The following is a 23,950-nucleotide window of genomic DNA, read 5'->3' as shown; positions in this document are numbered from 1 at the left end:
CGTTGGGAGATCAGTGTAGGCAGTTTGGCCTGATATGTCATTGCGTTTTGTGCCCAAACGAACATGGCTTGGGAAAGGATATTGCTGCAAAATGCCAATATATGGAACAACTCGACAAATTTGACCTTGCAATCCTAGGCGAGCTGCAAAACGACGGCCGCCTGAGCAACACTGAACTGGCCAGTCGCGTTGGCCTGTCGACCGCGCCCTGCTGGCGCCGGGTGCGCGCGCTGGAGGAGGCCGGCTTCATCAAGGGTTACCACGCCGAGCTGGACCGGCAGAAGATTGGACTGGGTGTGCTGGCCTTTGTGCGACTGGACGCCGAGCGCAACACTGGGGACTCGACCCGCGCACTGGAAGAAGCCATACAAAAGCTGCCGCAGATCGTCAGCTGCCACTACATCAGCGGCTCCGGCACCTTTGAACTGCAGGTGATTTGCCAGGACCTGGACAGCTTCTCGCGGTTTGCGCGCGAGAGCCTGATCAACTTGCCGCACGTGAAAGACCTGCACACCAGCTTTTCGCTGGGAGAGGTCAAGGCCAGCAGCGCCTTGCCGCTGGACCATTTGAAGACCTGAGAAGCCCACGCACCGGAGGCCACACCATGCCCACACCCCCATCTGCTGTCACCACGCCCTGGTACAGAAGACAGTTTCTGACCAGAAGCATGTGGTCTTTTATGCTTCTAGCCCCCGCCGTTACTGCACAACCCGCTATGCAATCCATAGCAAACCAAAATCCCTTGCCACTGCGCAACCTGCAAATTGAGGTGCGCCAGGTGCACAGCAGCCAGCATGAACGGAGCGGCGCAGAGGCCGACGCGCGGCTGCAGTTCGGGTCCGGCGGCTCGGCGTCCGCCCAGGCCCAGGTGCACCTGGGTCAGCAGCAGGCGCAACAATCCGGGTCCGCGTCGCAACAGGTGCTGGTGCTCAACGGCCGCAGTGCCGCCATCACCCTGCGCAGCAGCAGACCGTTTCGCCTGATGCAGACCCAGTTCCGCAACGGGCGGCCGGTGCTGGTGCAGGGGTTTGTATTACTGGAAGCATCCACCGGGTTTATGGCCACACCGCGCTGGGACGGCACGGATCTGGTGGAACTGGAGATTGGAACCAGCACCTTGGTGTTGCCATTGGGGGAATGGGTCAGCATTGCGCAGTCCGAGACCAATAACCGCTCGGAGCGCAGTGGACTGCTGGGCCAGGCCAGCGCATCCGACCAGCAGAGCAGCGAACTGCAAGTGCGGCTTACGGTGCGTTAGCCGCGTGGTGTCTACCTGCGCGCCAGTACCGAACGGATGGTGTTGCCCAGCTCTTCGGCCACAAACTTGGCGATGTAGGCGTCGGCACCCACACTCTTCACATGGCCTTCGTTCGCGGAGCCGGTCAACGAGGAATGGATGATGACCGGAATGCCCTTGAAACGACCGTCCTGCTTGATATTGCGCGTCAGCGTGAAGCCGTCCATGACCGGCATTTCCAGGTCTGTCAGCACCACGGACACCTTGTCCTGTATGGTCTTGCCCTCGGCCTGGGCCTTGGCGGTCATGGTCTCCAGCATGTCCCAGGCTTCCTTGCCGGTCTTGGTCATCACATAGGGCACACCCATGGCCTTGAGGCCCTGTTCGATCATCATGCGGGCCACGGCAGAGTCATCTGCAGCCAGCACCACGGTGCCGGGTGGCAGCTTGACCGCGCCGACCTGGGCCTCGTCCACCTCGGAGCTGTGGTCATTGGGCATCACATCACGCAGGATCTGCTCCACGTCCAGCACCTGGGCCAGTCGGGTGTTTTCAGCGTTGCCGTCTAGGCGCGCGATGCTGGTGACCAGGCCACCACCGCTGCTCTCGGCGGACAACACGTGTTTCCACTCCAGGCGCACGATTTCGTTGACCTCTTCCACCGCAAAGGCCTGTGTGGTGCGGGCGAATTCGGTGACCAGCAGGATGCCCAGACCCTTGGTCGGGTTGCAGCCCACCACCTTGGGCAGATTGATGACGGTGATCATCTGGCCGCGGATATTGGCCACACCCATCACGGTGGACGGCATGTTGACCATGGCGGTGATCTCGGGCATGACCAGGATCTCGCGCACCTTGAACACATTGATGCCAAACAGCTCGCGCCGGTTGGTGCCGGGCGCCTCACCCAGTCGGAACAACAGCAGTTCGAACATGCTGTTGGAAGCCAGATTGGTCCGTTCGTCGATGTCCCGCATGGTACTCATGGCGTATTCCCCGTGTGTTCGCTGGTGGTTAAAAGGCTGAACCGGTCATGGTGATCATAGTAACGTTATCTGGGCGGTTTGGGCCACAAAACCCACATCTGCAGGGGCTGGCGCAGACGCCCGGCCAACTCACCCGCCTCCTGCCCCCAGCCGACAAAGTAGTCGGCCCGCACGGCACCGGTGATGGCGCTGCCCGTGTCCTGCGCCAGCACCAGTTTTTGCAGCGTGGTCTGGGGGCCGGTGGACGCGAGCCACAGCGGCGTGCCATAGGGAATGCTGGCCGGGTCCACGGCAATGGAGCGGCCGGGCGTGAGCGCCACCCCCTGGGCACCCCGCGGCCCTTCACTGGTGTCGCGGGCGGTGATGGCCTCTTCGCGGAAAAATACCACCCGCGGGTTGCTCCACAACAACTCCTGCTGGCGCTGCGAGTTTTGCGCCAGCCAGGCCTTGATACCGGGCCAGGATGCATCGCGGATCAGGCCCTGGTCCAGCAACCAGCGGCCCACGCTGCGGTAGGGCTGGTCGTTGGTGCCGGCATAGGCCAGGCGCACCCAGCGTTCGCTGCCGTCGGGCTGGGTGATGCGCACACGCCCGGAGCCCTGGATCTGCAGCACAAGCGCGTCCACCGGATCGGCCAGGTAGGCAATGGCGCGGCCCTGCAGCGCGGCCTGGGCCTCGGGCAGGGTGTCGATCTCTTGCCGGGTGTACCAGGGTTTGCGCTGCGCCAGACTCCCCGGGGGCTGGTACAGCGGCACATTGAACTGGGCCGTGGGCAGGCGGCTGGCCTCCAGCACGGGCTCGTAGTAGGCGGTGAGCAGGCCGGTGGCTTCGCCCTGTGGTGTCTCCACCCGCATGGGCTGCAGGCGTGCCTGTATCCAGGCGCGTTGTTCGTCGGCGCTGCCAATGCTCAGGCGGCGGATCTCCGGGCACAGGGGCCAAAGGCACCGCCGGGGGCGTTCACAGCTCTTGAGCCACGCGTTCCAGGCTTCGAACAGGCTGTCGTCTGCAAAGCCAGGCAAATCGCTCCACGGCACGGGCACCCAGCGGCTTTTGGACTGCGTCAGGGTACCGGGCACGTCCAACGGCGGGGTGGTGCTGCGTGTGGGCTCGGCGCGGGGCGGCGCTGACGGTGGTGCGTAGATCGGTGCACTGCCGCAGGCGACCAGGCTTCCTACAATGGCGGCCATCCATCCACAGGCCAGGAGCCTTTGCACCATGACATTGTTATTGCTGGAAGCCCTGGGCGCAGGACTGTTACTTGTTGGAATCATCTGGTGGACCATGTTTTCGGGACGCAAGCATGGCGAACTGCCACAGGACGATGCGCAGACCAAGGCTGAAGACAAAAAAGACCTCTAGCCCCCGTAAAATATAGATACATAGCTATATATTTTATAGCAAATACCAAACTACTCTGCCGCTACAACAGGCGGTGCTGCAGTGCTGGCAATTGGCTACGGCGCTGCTGCAGGGTGTGGGGGCTCAACTCGGCACACACCACACCAGCACCATGGGCGCGCTGCGCCAGCACCAGGCCCCAGGGGTCCACCACCAGGGACTGACCCCAGGTGCGCCGGCCATTGGGGTGTTCACCGCCCTGGGCGGCCGCACCCACATAGGCCAGGTTTTCGATGGCACGGGCCCGCAGCAAGACCTCCCAATGGGCCTGGCCGGTGGTGTGGGTGAAGGCGCTGGGCACCAGGATCAGGTCTACCCCGTCGCGGGCATACGCCCGGTACAACTCGGCGAAACGCAGGTCGTAACAGACACTCAGACCCACCTGCCACAGGTGGCCGTCCTGGGACGGGAGCGCAAAACGCGTGGGCTGTGCACCCCGGTCCAGCACGCGAGACTCGTCGTACGACTCCACCCCATTGTCGAAACGGAACAGGTGCATCTTGTCGTATCGGGCCACACATTCTCCCTGGGGGTTGAAGACCAGGGAGCTGTTGTAGACCCGGTCGGGCCGCGAGGCCGACAAGGGCAGGGTGCCCCCCACCACCCACAGGCCCAGCGACCGCGCGGCGTCGGCCAGAAAGTCCTGGATAGGGCCACTGCCAAAGGCCTCCTGGATGGCCAGTTTGTCGGCGTCGTGCTGGCCGATCAGGCAAAAATACTCGGGCAAAACGGCCAGTTCGGCCCCCTCACGAGCGGCCTGCTCCAGCAAGCTGCGGGCTTGCTGCAGGTTGTCGGAGACCACGCCGGTGGACACCATTTGCAGGGTAGCTAACTTCATCAGATTTCCTAGGGGATGACCGGTGCGCTGGCGCCCGGGGCGGCCGGCACGGGGGTGTTGCGGTGTTCGACCTTGGTGACACGGGGGTCCAGCCAGGTGCCGTCGACCAGCAGCTCAAAGGTGGCGGCCTCGATCAGGGGTTTGCGCAGGATCAGTTGGGCGAGGAAGGAGCTCAGGCCAATGACGGGGTTGATATAGGCCATGGCCAGCGACGCACTGCCAGCATTGATCTCGGGCACCACGACCACCTTGATGTTTTGGGTTTCCTTGGCGATGTCGGCCTGGCCCTCCATCAGCACGGCGGCGCTCACGCCCTTCATTTGCAGGTTGTTGGTGTGGGCAATGCCCTGCGCAATGCTCACATCGCCGCGGAAAAAGTCAAACGCAAACCCCTCGCTGAACACATCGCGGAAGTCCAGCGCCAGGCGCCGTGGCAAAGATTGCAGACTCAGAACACCCAACAGCTTGGCGATGCCGGGGTCGGTTTTCAGAAACTGCCCGTTCTCCACGTTGACGTTGAAGCTGCCGCTGAGGCTGGGGTAGTCCATGGTGATGGGGGAGCCCAGCCAGGCGACCTGGCCTTCGACCTTGCCCGCACCCCTGCGCACCACACCGGGCATACCAAAACGGTTGAGCAACTCGCCCGAGTCGTTGATGTCCAGCTTGAAGTTCATCACCGTGCGCCGGCGCTCCTTGATGCTACGCGCCGCCAATGGTCCGGCCTGTGCGTTGACATGGGTCCAGTGGCCCGTGGCCGTCAACGCGGCCTCGGGTGTGCTGATGTTGAAGCGGTTCAGGCGCCACTCCCGCGGCAGGTCACGTGCCGCGGCGGATGTACCCGCCGCCACGTTGACCGCATCAATTTCGACCCGGCCCAGCCGCTTGCCACGCAGCTCGAAGTCTTCCACAACGATGTCCAGTGCGGGGATGCTGGCGGGCTGCTCGTCCAGCGCAGTTTCCACCTCTTGTGCCGCACTCTGTGCAATCGCCAGCCGGGACAACCTGGCGTACAGGCGCCCGGCGGTGGGGCCAGAAGACTGCCGGTACTCCACATAGCCGTTCATCTCCGTCGCATCCAGGTTGGCACGCCACAACAGGCCTTCGCGGCCACCCCCCACCACCATGTTGCTGAGTTTGCGCCCGCCCGCCGTGAGCTCGCGGGCCCGCACCGCCACGCTGGTGGGCAGGTAACTGGTGCTGACCGATGCACCGGACGTGGCCACACCAGCGGGTGACAGATCGGCCCCCGCCGCACGTGACAACACCTCGGACCAGGCGTCCAGGTCCAGCTTGGCCAGGTTGACGTTGGCCACCACCCCCTCGGCAGGCATCGGCGCCGACTCGTCGGCCGCCAGCCCCACGGCAATGGCACCCCGCAACACACGGGCCTCGGCGCCGGATACGTCGCGCACAAACACGATGCTGGCCAGCTTGCCCACGTCCAGCTGCAGTTGGTCCTGTGTGTGCACCGCGCCGTCGCTACCCGCAACCAGGGAAGCCTTAACGGCGGCGGTCTCCAGTAGCAGGGGCAAAGGCGTTTCGGCGGTTTTGGCAAAGGGTGCAGGCAGGTTCAGCGCCATGCCCACCAGGTTGCTGTTGATGCTCAGTTCGGCCACACCGGCCCGGAAGCCCAGGCTGGCGGTGTAGGCCGCCGTGCCATTGGCGTACTGCGCCAGCCGGGCCGCAAAACCCAGTTCACGCGCCTGGCGCAGCCCCTCCGCCGTCACACTGCCCTGCATGCGTATCTGTTGGGGTGCTGGCGCTTTGTTGCCGGGCATGGGGTGGGCACTGCCAGGGCTGCTCATGCCGCCGTCCAACCGCACGTCTCCGCCCAGTGCCCGGGCCTGGGCACCCGACACCGAAAAGCCAGTCTCCGAAAAATGGATGACGCCGCGTGCACGCGCAAGACGGGGGGTGTCGGGGGTGATCTGCAGGTCATTGCCGGCCAGCGTAATACTGCCGCGCACCGTGGCCTTGTCTACTGCAGCAATCGGAAAGGCGAGCTTGAACTTGTAGTCGGCCGGACCGTTGGCCGTGGAGCGGTCCAGGGCCTTGCCCATCAGCGGGCTCAGCGGTGAACTATTGACCACGCCCAATACATCGGCCAACGGACCCTGGGCTTCTACCGCGACCGACACGGCCGCACCGCGGTACAGGTTGTCCACCACGGCTTCGGCCTTGCCCACCCGCAGGCCTGGCATACCCACCACCCGGGCACTGGCGCCTTTGACCTGCAATACGGCCCGGTCAATGACCAGCTCGCCGGACAACTCGGTCAACACCGGCCAGGGCGGGCTGTCCTTGGGCAGCAGAAAGGCAGGCGCATAAGCAAAGGTGGCGTTATGCACATCGGCCACGATGCGGAAGTCCCCCTGTTTGGCCGTGGCAAAGGGGAAATCGTGCAGATTGCCCTTGACCTTGAACTTGACCCCCGAGGCCGTGCCCGCTGTGATGGCTTCGCGCAGGTAGTCCCGCACGGCCTGGTCAATGCCCAGCGGCAGGTAGCGGTAGACCCGTGTACCGTTGGCGCGGCTCAGGCTGCCCTGCAGGTCCAGCACACCTGGAAAACGCCCGCGGATTTGCGCGGTCTTGGATGCCGGCGACGGCGCAGCGTTGCCCGCTGGCGCGCCCGGCGCCGTTTGCCATTTCAGCTGCACCTCGCCCTGTGCGTCGGCATTGCTGAAGCGCAGGTTGGGAATGGCCAGGCTGATCTGCCCGGCGTCCAGCTTCCACTGCACATCCCCTTCCAGGCTGTCCATGGGCATAACCGGTTCGTCGAATATGCCCGGTAAATCCAGCGCACCGCCCTTCATGGCCAGGCTGGCGCGTCCGCCGGACTGGTTGAGGTCGAAATCAATATCCACGCCCTTGAAGCCCGGCCGCGCGCCCGTGTCGGAGGCCAGCGCAGCCATCTCCAGCTGCACGGCACGGCCCTTGGCGCTGAACCTGGTCGGTTCACTGATGGGGCCTTGCCAGTTGCCCACCACCTGCTCCACCAGCCCCCGGGGTGCCAACTGGGCCAGCAGGCTGCGCAAGTCCTCGTTCATCGGCATGCGGTTGGCAATTTGTGCGATGGCGGCCAGGTCCAGGCGGTCGGCCACCAGTTCACCACGCTGGGGTTTCTTCTTGTCGCCCGCGAACACGGCAAAACGCACATTGCCACCCGGCCAGTGCAAGCCGTCGTCGGTCTGGAACTGCAGGGCCTGGGTCGAAAACTCCACGCCGCCTTCGAGTACTTTCGCCCCCAGGCGCCCGGAAATACCCCGCAGGGCCAGGGCGTCCAATTTGGGGTTCACCGTGACGCGTACGCCGTCCAGCGCCAGGTCGGCCGTGGCACCCACCACCGCGCCGCGCACCACATCCACCCAGGCGCGCAGGGAGCCTGCGCCCTGTTGCAGGTCCACGCCCAGGTCGGCATAGAGTTTCAATTGCGCCAGGTCGATGTGTGAAAACTGGGCATACACCTGGCCCTGCCAGGTCCTCCAATCACTTTCGCTGCGGCTCAACAGGGGTTGTTTGAAAACGCCCATCAGGCTCAGGCGCTCGCCCCAGTGGTCTGGGGGGTTGGCATCCAGCCGCATGGCATGGTTGCGGTTCTGGTTGCGCAAGACCCAGTTCACATCGGTCAGTGCCAGCGTGGGCACCTTGCGCATTTCGTCGGTCCAGCTGACCTTGCCCTGGCGGATCACCAGTTCGGGCTGGGAGAAGACCCAATCGGCCGCCACCGTGTCCGCACCGTCGTTGTTGGACAGCGGAAAACCAGCGATCCAGATACGCCCGTCGGTGGAGCGGCGCACATCCAGCTCGGGGCGGTCAATGGTCAGTTGCTCCAGACCCAGCCCCAGGATGGAGCGGGCCGACAAGGCTGCCAGTACCGAAGGTAACTTCAGCACTTCGCGGCCCTGGGTGTCGAGCAGCCGCACATCGTTGAGCTCCAGCGACGGGATCAGCCCATTGGAGCGGGCCACGATGTCGCCAATACGGACGGTCACCCCCAACAGGCGCGAGGCCTGCTGCTCCAGCGTCGGGCGAAACTCGGCGATTCGCGGCACAATCACGAAATGCAGCGCACCCCAAACTATGAGCAACGCCACCCACGCTGAAACCACTAACCAGAATGCTGCGCGCACAACAAATGCACCAACCCGGATAACGGGTGAGGGGTTTGTAGTCAATTCAGTCATCGCAGTCGGAACACCATGTCAGGAATTATGACCCGCAATGGACCACCTGACCGGGCCGAGGGTTCCCGCTTTACGCAACGGATACGCCGCCGTTACGCCGCCCAATTGCTGCAGTTGCCGCCGGGTGCACCCACCCGTCAAACCATGCAGACGCTGTTTGAAGCGCTGCGTGCCGGTGGGGCTGACACCGGGACCGCCCTGCGAACCCTGCGCCAACTGGTGGTGGAACGCCTGGTCTGCTTGGATTGCAACGAAGGGGCCACCCTTGCCACCGTAACCGCCGCGATGACGGCATTGGCGGAATGTGCGTTGGATGTGGCCTACCAGGAAAGCAGCCGTGTATTGGACGCGCAGCATGGTGCGCCCTTGTCCGCCCAGGGCACGCGGGCCGACCTGTGCATTGTGGGCATGGGCAAGCTGGGTGCACGCGAGCTCAATGTTTCCAGCGACATCGACCTGATCTATATCTACGACCAGGACGGAGAGACCGCGGGGGATGCCAACGGACGCGGGCGTATTTCCAACCAGGAGTACTTCGGCAAGGTCGTGCGTGCCATCTATGCCCTGGTGGGTGACACCACCGAACACGGTTTTGTGTTCCGCGTCGATCTGGCCCTGCGCCCAAACGGCAACTCGGGCCCGCCCGTCGTATCGCTGGGCGCACTGGAGGAATATTTCCATGTGCAGGGCCGCGAATGGGAGCGTTTTGCCTGGCTCAAAAGCCGGGTTGTGGCACCCAGCCAGGCCATCACCTCCAGCTGTGCACAGGGCCTGCGGGCCGTGGTGTCACCCTTTGTATTCCGGCGTTACCTCGATTACAACGTGTTTGACGCCTTGCGGGTGCTGCACCGCCAGATCCGCGACCATGCCACCAAACGCAGTGCCGGCAAACCCGAGCGCAGCAACGACGTCAAGCTGTCGCGCGGCGGCATCCGCGAGATCGAATTCACCGTGCAACTGCTGCAGGTTGTGCGGGGTGGCCAGTTCCCCGAGCTGCGCACGCGCCCCACACTGAATGCCCTGCAGAGGTTGGTGACAGCGGGCCTGATGGTGCAGACCACTGCCGATGCACTGGGACGGGCCTATGTTTTTCTGCGCCAGGTGGAGCACCGCATCCAGTACCTGGACGACCAACAGACCCACATCCTGCCCACGGCGGACGCTGATCTGGAATGGATTGCGCAGACACTGGGTTTTACCAACGCTTGCGCTTTTTTACATGAATTGCACAGCCACCGCGAGCTGGTGGCCCAGGAATTTGATGCCCTGCTGGGCGGTGCACACAAGGAATGCAAGGGTTGTGGCGGGGCGGCGAATGCACCGGGTGTTGGTGATTTCGACGACATGCTGGCCGAGCTGACCGGCCAGTTCCGCGACCGCATTGTGCAGTGGCGCGAGCACCCCCGGGTGCTGGCCCTGCGGGAAGAATCCCGCGCGCGGCTGGCCCGCCTGCTGTTGCGCACGGGGCAGTGGGTGGCAGAGGGCAAGGCCACGGAAGAGGCAGCCGTGCGCCTGGCGGACTGGATCGAACCCCTGCTGCGCCGCGAGAGTTATCTGGCCCTGTTGCTGGAGCGGCCTAATGTGCACCAGCGGCTGTTGCACATGTTGGGTGCAGCCCGGTGGCCGGCGCGTTACCTGCTCAAACACCCGGGCGTCATTGACGAGCTGGCGGGTGACGCCATGTTTGAAGAGCGTTTTGACCCCCAGGAGTTTGAGACCGAGCTGGACCGGCGCCGCGCAGCGCTGCAGGGCACGGGTGAAGACGACGACGAGACCCTGCTGAACCTGCTGCGCCGCGCCCACCATGCGGAAGTTTTTCGTATCCTGGCGCGCGACGTGGAAGGCCGCCTGGGTGTGGAGGAAGTGGCCGACGATCTGAGCGGCCTGGCCGACGCGGTGTTGCGCATCACCACCCGCTGGTGCTGGGACCGGCTGAAGAATCGCCACCAGGCCGACTGCCGCTTCGGCATCATTGCCTATGGCAAGTTGGGCGGCAAGGAGCTGGGCTACGGCAGTGATCTGGACATCGTGTTTGTCTATGACGATGCCGACGAGCGGGCCGGTGAGGTGTATGGCGCCCTGGTGCGCAAGCTGATCAACTGGCTGACCGTCAAAACCGGCGAGGGCGATTTGTACGAGATCGACACCGCGCTGCGCCCCAACGGCAACTCAGGCCTGCTGGTGACCAGCTTTACCGCCTACTCGAACTACCAGCAACAGCGTGGCAGCAATACCGCCTGGACCTGGGAACACCAGGCCATGACCCGTGCCCGCTGTGTGCTGGGTGACGCCGCCCTGCTGGCTGGTTTTGACGCCGTGCGTGCGGCCGTGATCGGTGCAGAACGCGACAGCCTGGGCCTGCGGGAAGAAATTGGCAGCATGCGTGCCAAGGTGCGCGCCAGCCACCCGGTGCGGGGCACGCAGTTTGACGTCAAACACAGCCCCGGGGGGATGGTGGACGTGGAGTTTGCCGTGCAGTTTCTGGTGCTGTCACAGGGGTGCAGACACCCGGAGCTATTGGCCAATGTGGGCAATATTGCACTGCTGCAACGCGCCGAAAGCTGCGGCCTGTTGCCGCCGGGTGTGGGTAACAGGGCTGCAGAGGCGTATCGCACGTTGCGCCAGATCCAGCACCGGGCGCGGCTCAACGAAGAGCCAACCCAGGTCAACGCAGACCAGGTGCCCCACGAACAGGCTGCGGGCTTGGCGTTGTGGGCAGCCGTATTCGGGGCTACTGCGCAGACCGGATCTTCTTGACCAAGGCCGTGGTGGAGTAACCCGCTACAAATGGCAGTGCCAGGGCATGGCCACCCCAGGACTCCACCAGGGCGGTTTCAGGCAACAGGGCCATGTTGTAGTCGCCCCCCTTGACCAGAATGTCGGGGCGAATCTCGGCAATCAGCGCGACCGGCGTGTCCTCGTCAAACCAGGTCACCAGGCTGACCGCTTCCTGGCTGGCCATCACAATGGCGCGGTCGGACTCGGCGTTCAGCGGCCTGTCATCCCCCTTGCCCAGACGGCGCACCGATGCATCGGTATTCAGCGCCACGATCAGGCTGCCACCCAGCGCTCGGGCCTGCGCCAGGTACACCACATGGCCGCGGTGGATGACGTCAAAAACGCCGTTGGTAAACACCCAAGGCCTGGGCAGGCGGGCCAGTTGCAGGGCCAGGTCTTCACGCGGGCATATCTTGGCCAAAAAGGCGGGGGCAGTGTCTGGGGCATGCATAGCGCCATGCTATCAGGGAGCGGGCGCGCTCAAGACTGGGCCATATGTGTCGATCAGACATGCATAATTCCCGTTAACCCATGCACCTTGTTCCTGTCAGCGTCGAATCCATACGCATCAACCAACCTCTGCCTTTTCCACTGATGGACAAGAATGGGGTTCTGCTGGCCAAACGTTCCTTTGTCATCGATTCCAAGGAAGACCTGGCAGAAATCGCGCAGCGTGGCGGCGGCCTCTATATCGACGTGGCCGATTCCGAAGCCCACCACCGGGCCTATGTGGGACGCCTGCACAGCCTGGTGCGCACCGGTAAGTCGCTGGGTGAAATTGCCGACGCCAAGATCACCGGTGACCTGTTGGACAACCGCAATGCGCAGGAGAACGAACGCGCGGACTGGCTGGACCTGCAGGTGCAGACCAATGCCCTGCTGCGCGACACACAACCCAGCCACTTCATGGACAAGCTGGAGCGGCTCAACACGCAGCTGAACCGCCACTCGCGCAGCAACCCCGACGGCACGTTGTTTGCCCTGATGCAACTCTCCGCCACCGAGGTCCGCATGTACAGTGCGACCCATTCCATGTTGGTCAGCGTCATGTGTGGCCTGGCCGCACGCGAGGTGCTCAAGTGGTCCCCGGAGCAACAAGACTCCCTGTCCAAGGCTGCCCTGACCATGAACCTGGGCATGACCAGCCTGCAGGACCAGTTGACGCGACAGGCCGAGGCGCTGACACCCGTACAACGCCGGGCCATCGATGCCCACGCCCAAAAGTCCGTTGAGATGCTGACAGACATGGGCGTGACCGATGCCGTCTGGCTGGATGCCGTGCGTGACCACCACACCCAGGTCCCAGGCCCGCTGCAGTCGCGCGCACCCGGGCAGCAGCTGGCGCGGCTGATCCAGCGGGCCGACATGTTTGCCGCGCGCCTGTCGCCGCGGGCCGGACGTGTGCCGATTTCACCGGCCGCTGCCATGCAGGCCTGCTACTTCGATGAAAACCGCCAGGTCGACGAAGCCGGTGCCGCACTCATCAAGGCCGTGGGCATTTACCAGCCCGGCTCCTTTGTACGCCTGGCCACCGACGAGGTGGCCGTGGTCATCAAACGCGGGCAAAACACCAGCACCCCGAGGGTGGCCGTGCTGGTCAACCGCAGTGGCATGCCCACGCTGGAACCCACCATACGCGAGACCAGTACGCGCGATTTCCGCATTGTGGCCAGCGTGCCGCACCGCGAGGTCAAGGTCCAGATCAATCTGGAGCGGCTGCTGCCGCTCACCGCCGCACCCGCCTCCGACCGCCCCTGGTAACCCCAGATCGGTAGCGCGGCCCGCCGCGCTCCATCTCCCTCAACCCCCGCCCAGTCTATTACCCACACTCCAAAAGTGGGTAAAACTTACTTGGTCGATAAATTACTATACAGTCACAATAATACCAAACAGTTCACATTTAGGTTTCCCCATGAAGATCGCCATCGTTGGTTCCGGCATTTCCGCCCTCGGCGTGGCGCACGCCTTGCGCGGCCAGGCCGAGATCAGCCTGTTTGAGGCCGGAGACTACTTTGGCGGCCATACCCATACGGTCGATCTGACCTTGGAAGGGCCTGCTGGCCCTGTCACACACGGTGTCGACACCGGGTTTTTAGTCTTCAACGAACGAACCTACCCGCACCTGATCCAGCTTTTCAGCGACCTGCAGGTGCCCACCGCACGTTCGGACATGTCGTTTTCGGTGCAAGTACCGGGCGCCAACGGCCAGGCGCCGCTGGAATGGAGCGGCTCGTCCTTGAACACCGTCTTCTCCCAGCGCCGCAACCTCGTCAACCCGCGGTTTCTGCGCATGTTGCGCGACGTGTTGCGCTTCAACACCCTGTGTACCGACATCGCCACGCGCAATGCCGAGACCGAGCTGATGCAGCCACTCGCGGGCTTTCTGGAACAGCACCGCCTGTCCGATGAATTCCGCGACTGGTACTTTTTGCCCATGCTGGGCTGCATCTGGAGCTGCCCCACCGACCAGATGCTGCAGTTCCCCGTGGCGACCATGATCCGCTTCTGCCACAACCATGGCCTGATCCAGGTCAGCAACCGCCCGCAGTGGTGGACCGTGGCCGGTGGTGCGCGCCAGTACGTGGAAAAAATCGTGGCGCAAATCCCCGACAAGCGCCTGAACACACCGGTGCAGCGCATCACCCGAGACGCCCAGGGCGTCAGCATCTACGCCAACGGCCAGACCGAGCGTTTTGACAAGGTGGTGCTGGCCTGCCATTCGGACCAGTCCCTGGCCTTGCTGGCCGAGCCCAGCCACGCCGAACAACAAACCCTGGGCGCTATCCGTTACCAGGCCAACCGCGCCGTGTTGCACACCGACGCCTCGGTGCTGCCGCAGTCCCGCCGGGCCTGGGCGGCCTGGAACTACCAGCGTTCGGCAAGTACCGGGCGCGATACGGCAAAAGTCTGCCTGCACTACCTGATCAATATGCTGCAGCCCGTGCCCTTTGCACAACCCGTGGTGGTGTCGCTCAACCCGGTGGCCGAGATAAACCCCGCCCACGTGCATGGCAGTTTTGACTACGCCCACCCGGTGTTCGATGTGGCCGCCATCCGCGCCCAGAGCCAGGTGCCCGCGCTGCAAGGCCAGCAGAACACCTATTTTTGCGGCGCCTGGACGGGTTATGGCTTCCACGAAGACGGTCTCAAATCGGGCTTGGCTGTGGCGGACCGGCTGCACGCTGACCTGCACTTGAAGCCCTGAGCGCGACGCCACCATGACCGCATCCGCACCTGCACCCACAACGCCACTGGCCGCACCCCAGATCGGCTTTGGGCAGGTGCGCCACACCCGCCTGGCGCCGGTGCGCAATGCCTTTGTGTACGGCAACTACTTTCTGATGTTGCCCATGCGCAGCCTGCAGGCCCAAGGCAATAACAGCAAACACAGCGCGCTGGCCCGCAACCGCTTTGCGCCTTTGAGTTTTTACGATACCGACCATGGCGACGGCCGCGGCCCTGAGCAGGGCGGCGCGCTAGCCTGGCTGGATGCACTGCTCGCCGCAGAGGGCATTGGCACCGTGCAAGACAGCACACACAGCGACCCGGCCGACGGCGAAGTCTGGTTGCACTGTTACCCGCGGGTGCTGGGCCATACCTTCAAACCGGTCAGCTTTTGGTACTGCCACCGCAAGGACGGCCGGCTGCGCGCCATTGTGGTGGAGGTGAACAACACCTTTGGCGAGCGCCACTGCTACCTGCTGGACACACCCCAGTTCGGGGTGGAACTGCGCGCCAACAAGGTGTTCCATGTTTCGCCCTTTGTACCGGTGGAAGGCGGTTATCGCTTTCGATTCATGTTCACGCCGGACCGCAGCCACACCGTGGCCCGTATTGACTTTGACGATGCCAACGGCCCGCTGATCGAGACCAGTGTCAGCGGCCAGCTGGAACCGCTGACACCCCATTCCGTGCGCCGCGCCCTGTGGCGCTACCCCGCCATGACCCTGGGCGTGGTGCTGCGCATCCACTGGCAAGCCTTCAAGCTGCTGTGCAAAAAAACTCCGTTCTTTGGCAAACCCCTGCCACCCACCACCTTCACCACCCGCTGACCCTGCCTGAGCATCCACCATGAACAGCATGAACACCGTTACGGCACCCTCTGCCACTTTCACCATCCCCCGCGGCACACCGGCCGCCGCACGCACGGTATTGCGTGTGTTGCAAAAGCTGCGCCACGGCTCGTTGACCCTGCAGTTTCCGGACGGCAGCATGCAGCGTTTTGGCAAAAGCGACGCCATGCCCCACGCCACGCTGAACCTGCACAACTGGAAGGTGTGTGCGGCGGCGCTTAAATCGGGTGACATTGGTTTTGCCGAATCCTTCATCGCCGGGGACTGGAGCACCCCCAACATGGTGGACCTGCTGCGTGTGCTGGTGAAAAACCGGGCCGAGGTGGAAAGTGTCATCTACGGCACCTGGGCCGGGCGTCTGCTGTACCGCGTCAAACACCTGCTGAACCGCAACACCAAGACCAATAGCCAGAAAAACATCCACGCCCATTACGACCTGGGCAATGCCTTTTACCGCCTGTGGCTGGACGAGACCATGAACTACTCCAGCGCCCTGTTCAACGGTGACACCACACAGCCCATGGCCCAGGCCCAAAAGACCAAGGTGCGCCGCGCCCTCGACCAGGCCCGTGTCAAACCCGGTGACCGTGTGCTGGAAATCGGCTGTGGCTGGGGTGCATTGGCCGAGATGGGCACCGTGGAATTCGGCGCCCACGTGACCGGTGTGACGCTGAGCAGCGAACAACTGAGCTCGGCCAAGGAACGTTTGCTGCGCCTGGGCATGGCAGAACAATCCGACCTGCGGCTCCAGGACTACCGCGACATCAGCGACGCGCCGTTTGATGCCATCTGCTCCATTGAAATGGTGGAGGCCGTAGGCCGCGAGTACTGGCCCACCTACTTTGCCACCATCTCCAAACTGCTCAAGCCCGGAGGCCACGCCTGTGTACAAAGCATCGTGATCGACGACGCGTTGTTCGCGCGGTATGTGGGGTCCACCGACTTCATCCAGCAGTACATCTTCCCCGGTGGCTGCCTGCCCTGCCCCAGCGAATTCCGCCGCCAGGCCCAGGCCGCGGGGCTGGAGGTGGTCGAGGAACTGGCCTTTGGCCACGACTATGCCGAGACGCTGAACCGCTGGCGCGAAGCCTTTATGTCGCACCGCGCCCAGGTGCTCAAAAACGGCTTTGACACCCGCTTCCTGCACATCTGGGAGTTCTACCTGGCCTACTGTGAGGCGGCGTTTTTGGAAGACAACATCGATGTGGTGCAGTACACGCTGCGCAAACCTGGCGCCGTCTGAGGCCACGCTTTTGAGCCACCACACCATGCCCAACCGCCGCACCGTGATCCTTACCAGCGCCGCCAGCAGCCTGGGCGCGCTGGGGCTCGTGACGCCGACCCTGGTGGGCGCGCAAGCGCAAGGTGTAGCCACCACGCCTGCGGCCCCATCGCCACCGCCCGAGCTGTCGGCCGACCTGCCCAGCGCGCAATGGGTGGGCACGGCACGTATGCGGTATTTCACCTTCAATGTTTATGACGCCGCGCTGTGGGTGGCTCCCGGCTTTAGCACCAGCCGGTACACGCAAACGGCCTTTGGCCTGCAGTTGAGCTATCTGCGCAGCCTGGACGGCCAGGCCATTGCCGAACGCTCCCTCACCGAAATGCGCCGCAGCGCCAGCCTGACGCCGCTGCAAGAGCAACGCTGGCTGGCCGCCATGCAGGACGCCTTTCCCAACGTCACGGCCGGTGACCGCATCACCGGCCTGCACCAGCCCGGCGTGGGTGCACGCTTCTGGTTCAACGGCACGGCCCGTGGCACAGTGCCCGACGCCGAATTCAGCCGCCTGTTTTTTGGCATCTGGCTGGCAGAGACGACCAGCGAACCCCGCTTGCGCACGGCCCTGCTGGCAAAGGCCCCGCCGTGAGCACGGACAACACACCGGCCCTGGTCTTTACCTGGCGCCAGGGTTGGCGCTACGGGCTGATGGGCCTGCCACTGGCGTTTGTGGCGCTGCCGCTGTATGTGCTGTTGCCCAACCACTACGCACGCGCGTTTGGTGTGCCGCTGGCCACGCTGGGTGTGCTGCTGCTGGCGGCCCGATTGTTCGACGCCTTGATTGACCCGCTGCTGGGGCGGTGGAGCGATGGGCTGTTTGCCCGCTCCTCCAAGCTGGTGTTGCGCTGGGGCGCATTGGCGGCGGTGGCGCTGGGTATGGGTTTTGCGGCCCTGTTTTTTCCACCAGTGCGGGGCTTGCAGCCGCTGCTGGTCTGGGCCAGCGGCGCATTGGCGCTGACCTATGCCGCCTACAGCGCCCTGGGTGTGCTGCACCAGTCTTGGGGCGCCCGGCTGGGGGGCGACGAGCTGCAGCGCAGCCGGGTGGTGGCCTGGCGGGAAGGTCTGGGCCTGCTGGGGGTAGTCATAGCGTCCATTAGCCCTGTAGCCCTCGGATTACCTATCACTACCGCTCTGCTTTTTATAGCATTGGTGCTGGCGTGGTTGGCCTGGGGTCGGGCCGTGGCGCCGCCATCCAGCCCGCCGCAACAGGTATCGGGTAGCCCGTCCACGCGCCCCCGCATGACCCTGCCCTGGACCCGCCCGGCGTTCAGGGCGCTGCTGGCGGTGTTTGTGGTCAACGGCATCGCCAGCGCGGTACCGGCCACGCTGCTGCTGTTTTTTGTGCAGGACCGGCTGCAAGCCCCGCCGTCTTGGGAGCCGCTGTTCTTGGGTAGCTACTTCCTGTGCGCGGCGCTGGCCATTCCACTGTGGCTCAAGCTGGTTGGCCGTATCGGCCTGGCGCGCACCTGGGGTGTGGGCATGTTGTTGTCCATCGCCGTCTTTGTATTTGCACTGGCCCTGGGTGCGGGAGACTTCGTTGGTTTTCTGCTGGTGTGTGCGCTGTCGGGCGTGGCACTGGGCACCGACCTGGCCATTCCAGCCGCGCTGTTGGCCGGCACCATTGCCGACAGCGGCGACCGCGGGCAAGCCGAGGGCGCCTACTTTGGCTGGTGGAATTTTGCGACCAAGCTCAACCTGGCCCTGGCCGCCGGTGTGGCCCTGCCGGTGCTGGGCGCGCTGGGTTATGTGCCTGGCACACGCGACCCCCAAGCCCTGCAGGTACTGAGCATGGCCTATTGCCTGCTGCCCTGCGCGCTGAAGTTGCTGGCGGCGCTGCTGTTGTACAGCCTGATCCTGCGCAAGAGCGCATTACCCACCACCCAACCCCAACACCCCATTGCCGCTGCCAGCAGCGGCACCACAGGAGATTGAACATGAAAAGACGATGGGTTTTAGCGCTTGCCGGAGCAAGCACCGCCCTGCTATTGAATGGCTGCGCCAGCCACAACATAGACAGTTATGCCAACCAGCAACCCACGCTGGACCTGCAGCAGTATTTCAACGGCACGCTGGACGCCTACGGAGTGTTCACCGACCGATCCGGCACGGTGGTCAAGCGTTTTACTGTGCTGATGCAGTGCAGCTGGACCGGTGACGAAGGCGTGTTGAACGAAGACTTCAGCTACTCCGACGGCACGAAACAAACCCGCATCTGGCGCTTGAAGAAAACGGGCAATAGCCGTTATGTGGGCCGCGCCGATGATGTGGTCGGCGAGGCGCTGGGTGAAAGCCAGGGCAACGCCTTCCACTGGACCTACACCATGCGCCTGCCCGTGGACAACAGCGTCTATGACGTGCAGTTTGACGACTGGATGTACTTGATGACCGACAAGGTCATGCTGAACAAGGCCACCATGTCCAAGTTTGGCGTGCGCCTGGGTGAAGTCACGCTGTCTTTCACCAAACGCTGAGCCGAAAGCATTTATGCAAAACAAGGCCCTAGCCCCCGTGCAATCTAGCTAAGCAGCTATCAATACCAGAGCATCCTTCACCATGCCCTTGCGCAATTTCTTCTTGCCGCCCCTCAACCCGCCCTTGCTGGACTGGGCCGGCAAGACCGTGTGGATCGTTGGTGCGTCCAGCGGCATTGGCAAGGCCACGGCGGCGGCGCTGCATGCACTGGGCGCCAGGGTGGTGGTGTCGGCACGCAACGCCCAGTCACTGGCTGCCTTTGTGGACACCCACCCCGGCAGCCGGGCGCTGGCCCTGGATGTGACCCAACGCCAGGCGGTGCAATCACGGGCCGCACAGCTGCTGGCCCAGGGCCCGCTGGACTGCGTGGTGTACTGCGCGGGCCACTACAACGCCATGCGCGCCGATGCGCTGGACGTGGCCGACATGCTGCGCCACAACGACGTCAACTACCTGGGTGCCCTGTACTTGCTGGACGCCGTGTTGCCCGCCCTGCTGGCACGCGGCAGCGGCCACATCAGCCTGGTGGGCAGTGTGGCCGGTTACCGGGGCCTGCCCAACAGCCTGGCCTATGGCCCGACCAAGGCGGCGCTGATCAACCTTGCCGAGACCCTGTACCTGGACCTGCACACCAAGGGGCTGGGCGTGTCCATCATCAACCCGGGCTTTGTGCAGACGCCGCTGACCGCTGGCAACGATTTCGCCATGCCCGCGCTGCTGACGCCCGAGCAGGCGGCGCAGGCCATACTGCGGGGCTGGGGGCGGGGCGCGTTTGAAATCCATTTCCCCAAGCGGTTTACGCTGTGGCTCAAGGCGCTGCGCATCCTGCCCAACCGCCTGTTTTTTCAACTGGTCCGCCGCATCGCCCCATGAGCACTGCCACGCCCCACCCGATCCCGCCGGCACCCGACGTTGCGCGCGTGGTCGCATTTTTTGAATCACTGACCCCAGACAGTGTGGGCCAGCTGGGTTTGTTCTACGACCGTAACGCCCGCTTTGTGGACCCGTTCAACGACGTGCAGGGGCTGGCGGCCGTTGAGGGCATTTTTCGCCATATGTTTGTCGCGCTGGACGAACCGCGTTTTGTCGTGACCGGGCAGGTGGTGCAGGGTGCGCAGTGTTTTCTGCTGTGGGACTTCCACTTCCGGTTCAAACGTTTTGATACCCACACCGTGCAAACCATACGGGGCACCAGCCACCTGGTGTTTTCCGACGCAGGCCTGGTGACCCTGCACCGCGATTATTGGGACGCCGCGCAGGAGTTGTATGAAAAACTGCCCTTGATCGGCGGTCTGATGCGCTGGCTGAAGAAACGCGCCAACAGTTGACGCGGTGGGTGCCGGGATGACGCCGGACTAGCCCGCGAACGAACTGGGCTGGAAGGCGCTGGCTTGGAACGCGCTGGGCTGGAATTCTGGCGTTCTGCGCGGTTCCCACCAGGCGCGGATGCTGGCGAAGATGCTGCGGCAACCGCTGCAACGGTATTGGCCGGTGGCTTGCAAGGCGCCGCTGGGTCCGCGGTCAATCACCTGCTGGTAGCTGGTGGCACCACATTCGTGGCATTTGTACTGGGTCTTGGTCTTGTAGGTCGCCATAGGGGACCCACTGTATTCCTCAGCACGCGATTTGGGAAGTCCAATAATGTAAAACGGTGTGAACGGCGCAAGCACCTGTTGCGCCGCCGTCTCGCGGGGAAACCCGTAGAGGTATTGCCCCCACGCTCCGCCGCTTTGCGGGTCGCTGATCAGGCCCTGCCAGAGGCACAGGCTCTTCAGGCTGTCCAGAGCCAAGCAGTTGGCTCTGGAGCCGCAGCCTTCATCAGCCCCAGGGGGGCTAAATGCCTGTCGGCGCTGGCCGCCAAGCGGTCCAGAGCCGCTTGGGGCGGCCCGGCGCGGATTTGGCCTTGGCGCCGGCGGCTGCCTTAGACGGGAATCGTGTCCGCGAAGCTGGGGCGCTGCATCAGCTTGTCGTGCAGGCGAACCAGGTTGGGGTAATCGGTGCGCCAGTCGATCTGTGGGAAGCGGAAGTCCAGATATCCCAAAGCGCAACCCACGGCGATGTCGGCCAGGCTGAAGTGGATGCCGCCGCAAAAAGGCTTGTCACCCAGGCCGTGGCTCATGGCCTTGACGGTGGCGGTTACCTTGGCCAACTGACGGTCGATCCAGACCTGGCTGCGTTGGGCCTTGGTGCGGCCGGTCCAGGTGGCTTCCAGGCGGGCCAGGATGGCGGCGTCCATCAGGCCATCGGCCAGGGCTTCCCAGGTCTTGATCTCGGCGCGCTCACGGCCCACGGGTGGAATCAGCTTGCCGACGGGCGACAGCGTGTCCAGGTATTCCACAATGACGCGGGAATCGAACAGGGCCTCGGCCCCTTCCATGATCAGGCAGGGCACTTTTCCCAGCGGGTTCGACTCCGCTATGGTGGTGCTGGCGCTCCAGACGTCTTCGGGCACAAACGCATAGTCCAGTTTTTTCTCGGCCATGACCACGCGCACTTTGCGAACATAGGGGCTAGAGGTGGATCCGAGTAATTTCATGCGTGCTCATCAGTTTCAGTAGTCTTCATTCTATCCATTGGGGGTGCCAAGACCGGCTGTTACAGGGTGATGGTGGCGTACAACCTACAATTCGGGCATGACTTTCTCCTCCATTTCCGCACTTTCTCCACTGGACGGCCGTTACGCCGCCAAGCTTGCCCAACTGCGCCCTCTGATGAGTGAACAGGGCTATATGCACCGCCGCGTACAGGTGGAGGTGGCCTGGTTCATCAAACTCAGCGATGCCGGCTTTAGCGAATTCAAGCCGCTGACCCCCGGAGCACGTACTTACTTATTGGGTCTGGTCAAGAACTTCTCCGAGGCCGACGGCGAGGCCATCAAGGCCATCGAGAAAACCACCAACCACGACGTCAAGGCGGTGGAATACTGGATCAAGTCCAAGTTCGAGGCCCGGCCCGAACTGGTGGCCGCCCAGGAATTTGTGCACTTTGCCTGCACCAGCGAAGACATCAACAACACCAGCCATGCGCTGCAGCTCAAGGGCGCACGCGACCTGGTGCTGCTGCCGGCACTGGACGCGGTCATCGCCAAGCTGCGCGCCATGGCCCATGGTTTTGCCGACGTGCCCATGCTCAGCCGCACCCACGGCCAGACCGCCAGCCCCACCACGGTGGGCAAGGAAGTGGCCAACGTGGTGGTGCGCCTGGCCGCCGCGCGCGACAAGATCGCCAGCGTCAAGATCATGGCCAAGATGAATGGCGCCGTGGGCAACTACAACGCCCACCTGTCGGCCTGGCCCGATTTCGACTGGGAGGCCTTCAGCCGCAACGTCATCGAAACCCCCGAACCCCTGGGCCTGGGTCTGACCTTCCAGCCCTACAGCATCCAGATCGAGCCGCACGACTACATGGCCGAGCTGTTCGATGCCATTGCCCGCGCCGACACCATCCTGATCGACTGGGCGCGCGACGTCTGGGGTTATGTGAGCCTGGGCTACTTCAAGCAAAAGCTCAAGGACGGCGAAGTGGGATCCAGCACGATGCCGCACAAGGTCAACCCCATCGACTTCGAGAACGCCGAGGGCAACCTGGGCCTGGCCAATGCGCTGCTCAAACACCTGAGCGAAAAGCTGCCCATCAGCCGCTGGCAGCGCGACCTGACCGATAGCACCGTGCTGCGCAATATGGGCGTGGCCATCGGTTACGCCGTGCTGGCCTACCAGTCGCTGCTGACCGGGCTGAACAAGCTGGAAATCAACGAGGACGCCATTGCCGCCGACCTGGACGCTTCGTGGGAAGTGCTGGCCGAGCCTATTCAAACCGTGATGCGCCGCTTTGGCCTGCCCCAACCGTATGAGCAGCTGAAGAAATTCACCCGCGGCGCGGCCATGACACGCGAGCTGATGCAGGGGTTTATTGCCGGGCTGGCGATACCCGAGGCGGAAAAAGAACGCCTGCTGGCGATGACGCCCGGCAGTTATACCGGCATGGCAGCGGAACTCGCAAAACGCGTCTGACACCACCCCTTTAAACCAAAAGCGCCTCCAGCCCCCGTCAAACGGGCGTGAGGCGCTTTGTTTTTGATAGCAATCATGGCACTCAAGTCCACCATCTATAAAGCCAATCTGCAGATCGCTGACATTGAACACAGCTACTACGCCGACCACGCGCTCACCTTGGCCCGCCACCCCAGCGAGACCGACGAACGCATGATGATCCGCCTGGCCGCGCTGGCGTTCAACGCCTACAGGCTGCAAAGCGAATGTAATGGCGACGGCGTGCTGGCCTTTGGCGCGGGCCTGTCGGACGTAGAAGACCCGGACGTGTCGCTAACCGACTTCACCGGCCACAAACGCCTGTGGATCGAGGTGGGCCAGCCCGAAGACAGACCCATCAGCAAGGCCTGCAACAAGGCCGATGCGGTGATGCTGTACTGCTTTGCGCACTCGGCCGAGATCTGGTGGAAGGGCATCGAGACCAAGCTGACCCGGCTGGACAAACTGCAGGTCTGGCGCGTGCCCAGCGTGGCGTCGCAGGCCCTGGCCCAACTGGCCCAGCGCAGCATGCAGCTGCAGGCCACGTTACAGGAAGGCGTGTTGATGCTGGGGGATGGCAAGAACACCGTGGACATCGAACCTGTTCGGTGGAAATAGGCTCTAGCCCCCGTCAATTGAACCTCGGTAGCTATTAAACCAATAGCAATTTATCG

The 23,950-nt window shown here is 63.6% G+C and carries 22 protein-coding genes; 15 read left to right on the top strand and 7 right to left on the bottom strand.

Features of this window, described 5'->3' with window-relative positions; translation table 11 throughout:
* The first annotated feature begins 101 nt into the window (after positions 1 to 101).
* Complete coding sequence (locus HZ993_RS15910) at positions 102 to 578, top strand: Lrp/AsnC family transcriptional regulator (protein WP_209393723.1); 477 nt, start codon at positions 102 to 104, stop codon at positions 576 to 578.
* A 137-nt stretch (positions 579 to 715) separates the two neighbouring features.
* Positions 716 to 1,258, top strand: coding sequence for a hypothetical protein (locus HZ993_RS15905; protein WP_209393722.1), 543 nt, complete (start codon positions 716 to 718; stop codon positions 1,256 to 1,258).
* A gap of 11 nt (positions 1,259 to 1,269) precedes the next feature.
* Here HZ993_RS15905 and HZ993_RS15900 read toward each other — a convergent pair whose 3' ends face one another.
* Positions 1,270 to 2,223, bottom strand: a complete 954-nt coding sequence (locus HZ993_RS15900) for a chemotaxis protein (RefSeq protein ID WP_245213655.1) — start codon at positions 2,221 to 2,223, stop codon at positions 1,270 to 1,272.
* A 65-nt stretch (positions 2,224 to 2,288) separates the two neighbouring features.
* Positions 2,289 to 3,506, bottom strand: a complete 1,218-nt coding sequence (locus HZ993_RS15895) for a murein transglycosylase A (protein ID WP_209393721.1) — start codon at positions 3,504 to 3,506, stop codon at positions 2,289 to 2,291.
* On the opposite strand from HZ993_RS15895, the gene HZ993_RS15890 reads away from it, so the two are divergent.
* Positions 3,439 to 3,582, top strand: coding sequence for a hypothetical protein (locus tag HZ993_RS15890; RefSeq protein WP_209393720.1), 144 nt, complete (start codon positions 3,439 to 3,441; stop codon positions 3,580 to 3,582). The genes HZ993_RS15895 and HZ993_RS15890 overlap by 68 nt on opposite strands.
* Before the next feature lie 61 nt (positions 3,583 to 3,643).
* Here the strand turns inward: HZ993_RS15890 and HZ993_RS15885 are convergent, their stop codons facing one another.
* Positions 3,644 to 4,459, bottom strand: a complete 816-nt coding sequence (locus HZ993_RS15885) for a carbon-nitrogen hydrolase family protein (protein ID WP_209393719.1) — start codon at positions 4,457 to 4,459, stop codon at positions 3,644 to 3,646.
* Between the two features lie 8 nt (positions 4,460 to 4,467).
* Positions 4,468 to 8,643 carry a YhdP family protein gene (locus HZ993_RS15880; RefSeq protein WP_209393718.1) on the bottom strand — a complete coding sequence of 1,392 codons (4,176 nt, stop codon included), beginning with the start codon at positions 8,641 to 8,643 and terminating at the stop codon, positions 4,468 to 4,470.
* Between the two features lie 15 nt (positions 8,644 to 8,658).
* On the opposite strand from HZ993_RS15880, the gene glnE reads away from it, so the two are divergent.
* Entirely contained in the window at positions 8,659 to 11,400 is a 2,742-nt protein-coding gene (glnE, locus tag HZ993_RS15875) for a bifunctional [glutamate--ammonia ligase]-adenylyl-L-tyrosine phosphorylase/[glutamate--ammonia-ligase] adenylyltransferase (protein WP_209393717.1), read from the top strand.
* On the opposite strand, the gene HZ993_RS15870 is transcribed toward glnE, so the two are convergent.
* Positions 11,375 to 11,872 (bottom strand): adenylyltransferase/cytidyltransferase family protein, encoded by a 498-nt coding sequence (locus HZ993_RS15870; protein WP_209393716.1) that lies wholly within the window; start codon positions 11,870 to 11,872, stop codon positions 11,375 to 11,377. The two genes, glnE and HZ993_RS15870, sit on opposite strands and share 26 nt — an antisense overlap.
* Before the next feature lie 80 nt (positions 11,873 to 11,952).
* On the opposite strand from HZ993_RS15870, the gene HZ993_RS15865 reads away from it, so the two are divergent.
* From HZ993_RS15865 to HZ993_RS15825, 9 genes are all read left to right on the top strand, one after another.
* Positions 11,953 to 13,182, top strand: coding sequence for an HD-GYP domain-containing protein (locus HZ993_RS15865; RefSeq protein WP_209393715.1), 1,230 nt, complete (start codon positions 11,953 to 11,955; stop codon positions 13,180 to 13,182).
* A gap of 151 nt (positions 13,183 to 13,333) precedes the next feature.
* Positions 13,334 to 14,626 carry an NAD(P)/FAD-dependent oxidoreductase gene (locus HZ993_RS15860; RefSeq protein WP_209393714.1) on the top strand — a complete coding sequence of 431 codons (1,293 nt, stop codon included), beginning with the start codon at positions 13,334 to 13,336 and terminating at the stop codon, positions 14,624 to 14,626.
* A 13-nt stretch (positions 14,627 to 14,639) separates the two neighbouring features.
* Entirely contained in the window at positions 14,640 to 15,473 is an 834-nt protein-coding gene (locus HZ993_RS15855; protein ID WP_209393713.1) for a DUF1365 domain-containing protein, read from the top strand.
* A gap of 28 nt (positions 15,474 to 15,501) precedes the next feature.
* Complete coding sequence (locus tag HZ993_RS15850; protein WP_209398529.1) at positions 15,502 to 16,737, top strand: cyclopropane-fatty-acyl-phospholipid synthase family protein; 1,236 nt, start codon at positions 15,502 to 15,504, stop codon at positions 16,735 to 16,737.
* Between the two features lie 25 nt (positions 16,738 to 16,762).
* The gene (locus HZ993_RS15845; protein ID WP_209393712.1) at positions 16,763 to 17,362 is read left to right on the top strand and encodes a chalcone isomerase family protein; all 600 of its coding nucleotides are present in this window, start codon (positions 16,763 to 16,765) and stop codon (positions 17,360 to 17,362) included.
* Positions 17,363 to 17,421: 59 nt separating this feature from the next.
* On the top strand, positions 17,422 to 18,705 hold the full coding sequence (locus tag HZ993_RS15840; protein ID WP_209398528.1) for an MFS transporter: 1,284 nt from the start codon (positions 17,422 to 17,424) through the stop codon (positions 18,703 to 18,705).
* Between the two features lie 2 nt (positions 18,706 to 18,707).
* A complete protein-coding gene (locus HZ993_RS15835) occupies positions 18,708 to 19,244 on the top strand; it encodes a DUF3833 domain-containing protein (RefSeq protein ID WP_209393711.1) in 537 nt (178 codons plus the stop codon).
* A gap of 82 nt (positions 19,245 to 19,326) precedes the next feature.
* Complete coding sequence (locus HZ993_RS15830) at positions 19,327 to 20,118, top strand: SDR family oxidoreductase (protein ID WP_209393710.1); 792 nt, start codon at positions 19,327 to 19,329, stop codon at positions 20,116 to 20,118.
* Entirely contained in the window at positions 20,115 to 20,573 is a 459-nt protein-coding gene (locus HZ993_RS15825; protein WP_209393709.1) for a nuclear transport factor 2 family protein, read from the top strand. The genes HZ993_RS15830 and HZ993_RS15825 overlap by 4 nt, the downstream gene beginning before the upstream one ends.
* Positions 20,574 to 20,600: 27 nt before the next feature.
* On the opposite strand, the gene HZ993_RS15820 is transcribed toward HZ993_RS15825, so the two are convergent.
* Both HZ993_RS15820 and HZ993_RS15815 read right to left on the bottom strand, forming a co-directional pair.
* Entirely contained in the window at positions 20,601 to 21,035 is a 435-nt protein-coding gene (locus HZ993_RS15820) for a hypothetical protein (RefSeq protein ID WP_209393708.1), read from the bottom strand.
* 131 nt (positions 21,036 to 21,166) lie between these two features.
* Positions 21,167 to 21,781 carry a glutathione S-transferase C-terminal domain-containing protein gene (locus tag HZ993_RS15815; protein WP_209393707.1) on the bottom strand — a complete coding sequence of 205 codons (615 nt, stop codon included), beginning with the start codon at positions 21,779 to 21,781 and terminating at the stop codon, positions 21,167 to 21,169.
* A gap of 97 nt (positions 21,782 to 21,878) precedes the next feature.
* Between HZ993_RS15815 and purB the strand changes: the two genes are divergently transcribed.
* The gene (gene purB, locus HZ993_RS15810) at positions 21,879 to 23,258 is read left to right on the top strand and encodes an adenylosuccinate lyase (protein WP_209393706.1); all 1,380 of its coding nucleotides are present in this window, start codon (positions 21,879 to 21,881) and stop codon (positions 23,256 to 23,258) included.
* A gap of 75 nt (positions 23,259 to 23,333) precedes the next feature.
* Positions 23,334 to 23,894, top strand: coding sequence for a YaeQ family protein (locus tag HZ993_RS15805; RefSeq protein ID WP_209393705.1), 561 nt, complete (start codon positions 23,334 to 23,336; stop codon positions 23,892 to 23,894).
* Positions 23,895 to 23,950: the final 56 nt, after the last annotated feature.

It is taken from the genome of Rhodoferax sp. AJA081-3 (assembly GCF_017798165.1).
Lineage (GTDB): Bacteria > Pseudomonadota > Gammaproteobacteria > Burkholderiales > Burkholderiaceae_C > Allorhodoferax.
This window is presented reverse-complemented; position numbering and strand designations above follow the sequence as displayed.

Coding starts and splice junctions, on each gene's coding strand:
- HZ993_RS15910 (WP_209393723.1), top strand. CDS start 102: ATGGAACAACTCGACAAATTTGACCTTGCAATCCTAGGCGAGCTGCAA.
- HZ993_RS15905 (WP_209393722.1), top strand. CDS start 716: ATGCAATCCATAGCAAACCAAAATCCCTTGCCACTGCGCAACCTGCAA.
- HZ993_RS15900 (WP_245213655.1), bottom strand. CDS start 2,223: ATGAGTACCATGCGGGACATCGACGAACGGACCAATCTGGCTTCCAAC.
- HZ993_RS15890 (WP_209393720.1), top strand. CDS start 3,439: ATGACATTGTTATTGCTGGAAGCCCTGGGCGCAGGACTGTTACTTGTT.
- HZ993_RS15895 (WP_209393721.1), bottom strand. CDS start 3,506: ATGGTCCACCAGATGATTCCAACAAGTAACAGTCCTGCGCCCAGGGCT.
- HZ993_RS15885 (WP_209393719.1), bottom strand. CDS start 4,459: ATGAAGTTAGCTACCCTGCAAATGGTGTCCACCGGCGTGGTCTCCGAC.
- HZ993_RS15880 (WP_209393718.1), bottom strand. CDS start 8,643: ATGACTGAATTGACTACAAACCCCTCACCCGTTATCCGGGTTGGTGCA.
- glnE (WP_209393717.1), top strand. CDS start 8,659: ATGTCAGGAATTATGACCCGCAATGGACCACCTGACCGGGCCGAGGGT.
- HZ993_RS15870 (WP_209393716.1), bottom strand. CDS start 11,872: ATGCATGCCCCAGACACTGCCCCCGCCTTTTTGGCCAAGATATGCCCG.
- HZ993_RS15865 (WP_209393715.1), top strand. CDS start 11,953: ATGCACCTTGTTCCTGTCAGCGTCGAATCCATACGCATCAACCAACCT.
- HZ993_RS15860 (WP_209393714.1), top strand. CDS start 13,334: ATGAAGATCGCCATCGTTGGTTCCGGCATTTCCGCCCTCGGCGTGGCG.
- HZ993_RS15855 (WP_209393713.1), top strand. CDS start 14,640: ATGACCGCATCCGCACCTGCACCCACAACGCCACTGGCCGCACCCCAG.
- HZ993_RS15850 (WP_209398529.1), top strand. CDS start 15,502: ATGAACACCGTTACGGCACCCTCTGCCACTTTCACCATCCCCCGCGGC.
- HZ993_RS15845 (WP_209393712.1), top strand. CDS start 16,763: ATGCCCAACCGCCGCACCGTGATCCTTACCAGCGCCGCCAGCAGCCTG.
- HZ993_RS15840 (WP_209398528.1), top strand. CDS start 17,422: ATGGGCCTGCCACTGGCGTTTGTGGCGCTGCCGCTGTATGTGCTGTTG.
- HZ993_RS15835 (WP_209393711.1), top strand. CDS start 18,708: ATGAAAAGACGATGGGTTTTAGCGCTTGCCGGAGCAAGCACCGCCCTG.
- HZ993_RS15830 (WP_209393710.1), top strand. CDS start 19,327: ATGCCCTTGCGCAATTTCTTCTTGCCGCCCCTCAACCCGCCCTTGCTG.
- HZ993_RS15825 (WP_209393709.1), top strand. CDS start 20,115: ATGAGCACTGCCACGCCCCACCCGATCCCGCCGGCACCCGACGTTGCG.
- HZ993_RS15815 (WP_209393707.1), bottom strand. CDS start 21,781: ATGAAATTACTCGGATCCACCTCTAGCCCCTATGTTCGCAAAGTGCGC.
- purB (WP_209393706.1), top strand. CDS start 21,879: ATGACTTTCTCCTCCATTTCCGCACTTTCTCCACTGGACGGCCGTTAC.
- HZ993_RS15805 (WP_209393705.1), top strand. CDS start 23,334: ATGGCACTCAAGTCCACCATCTATAAAGCCAATCTGCAGATCGCTGAC.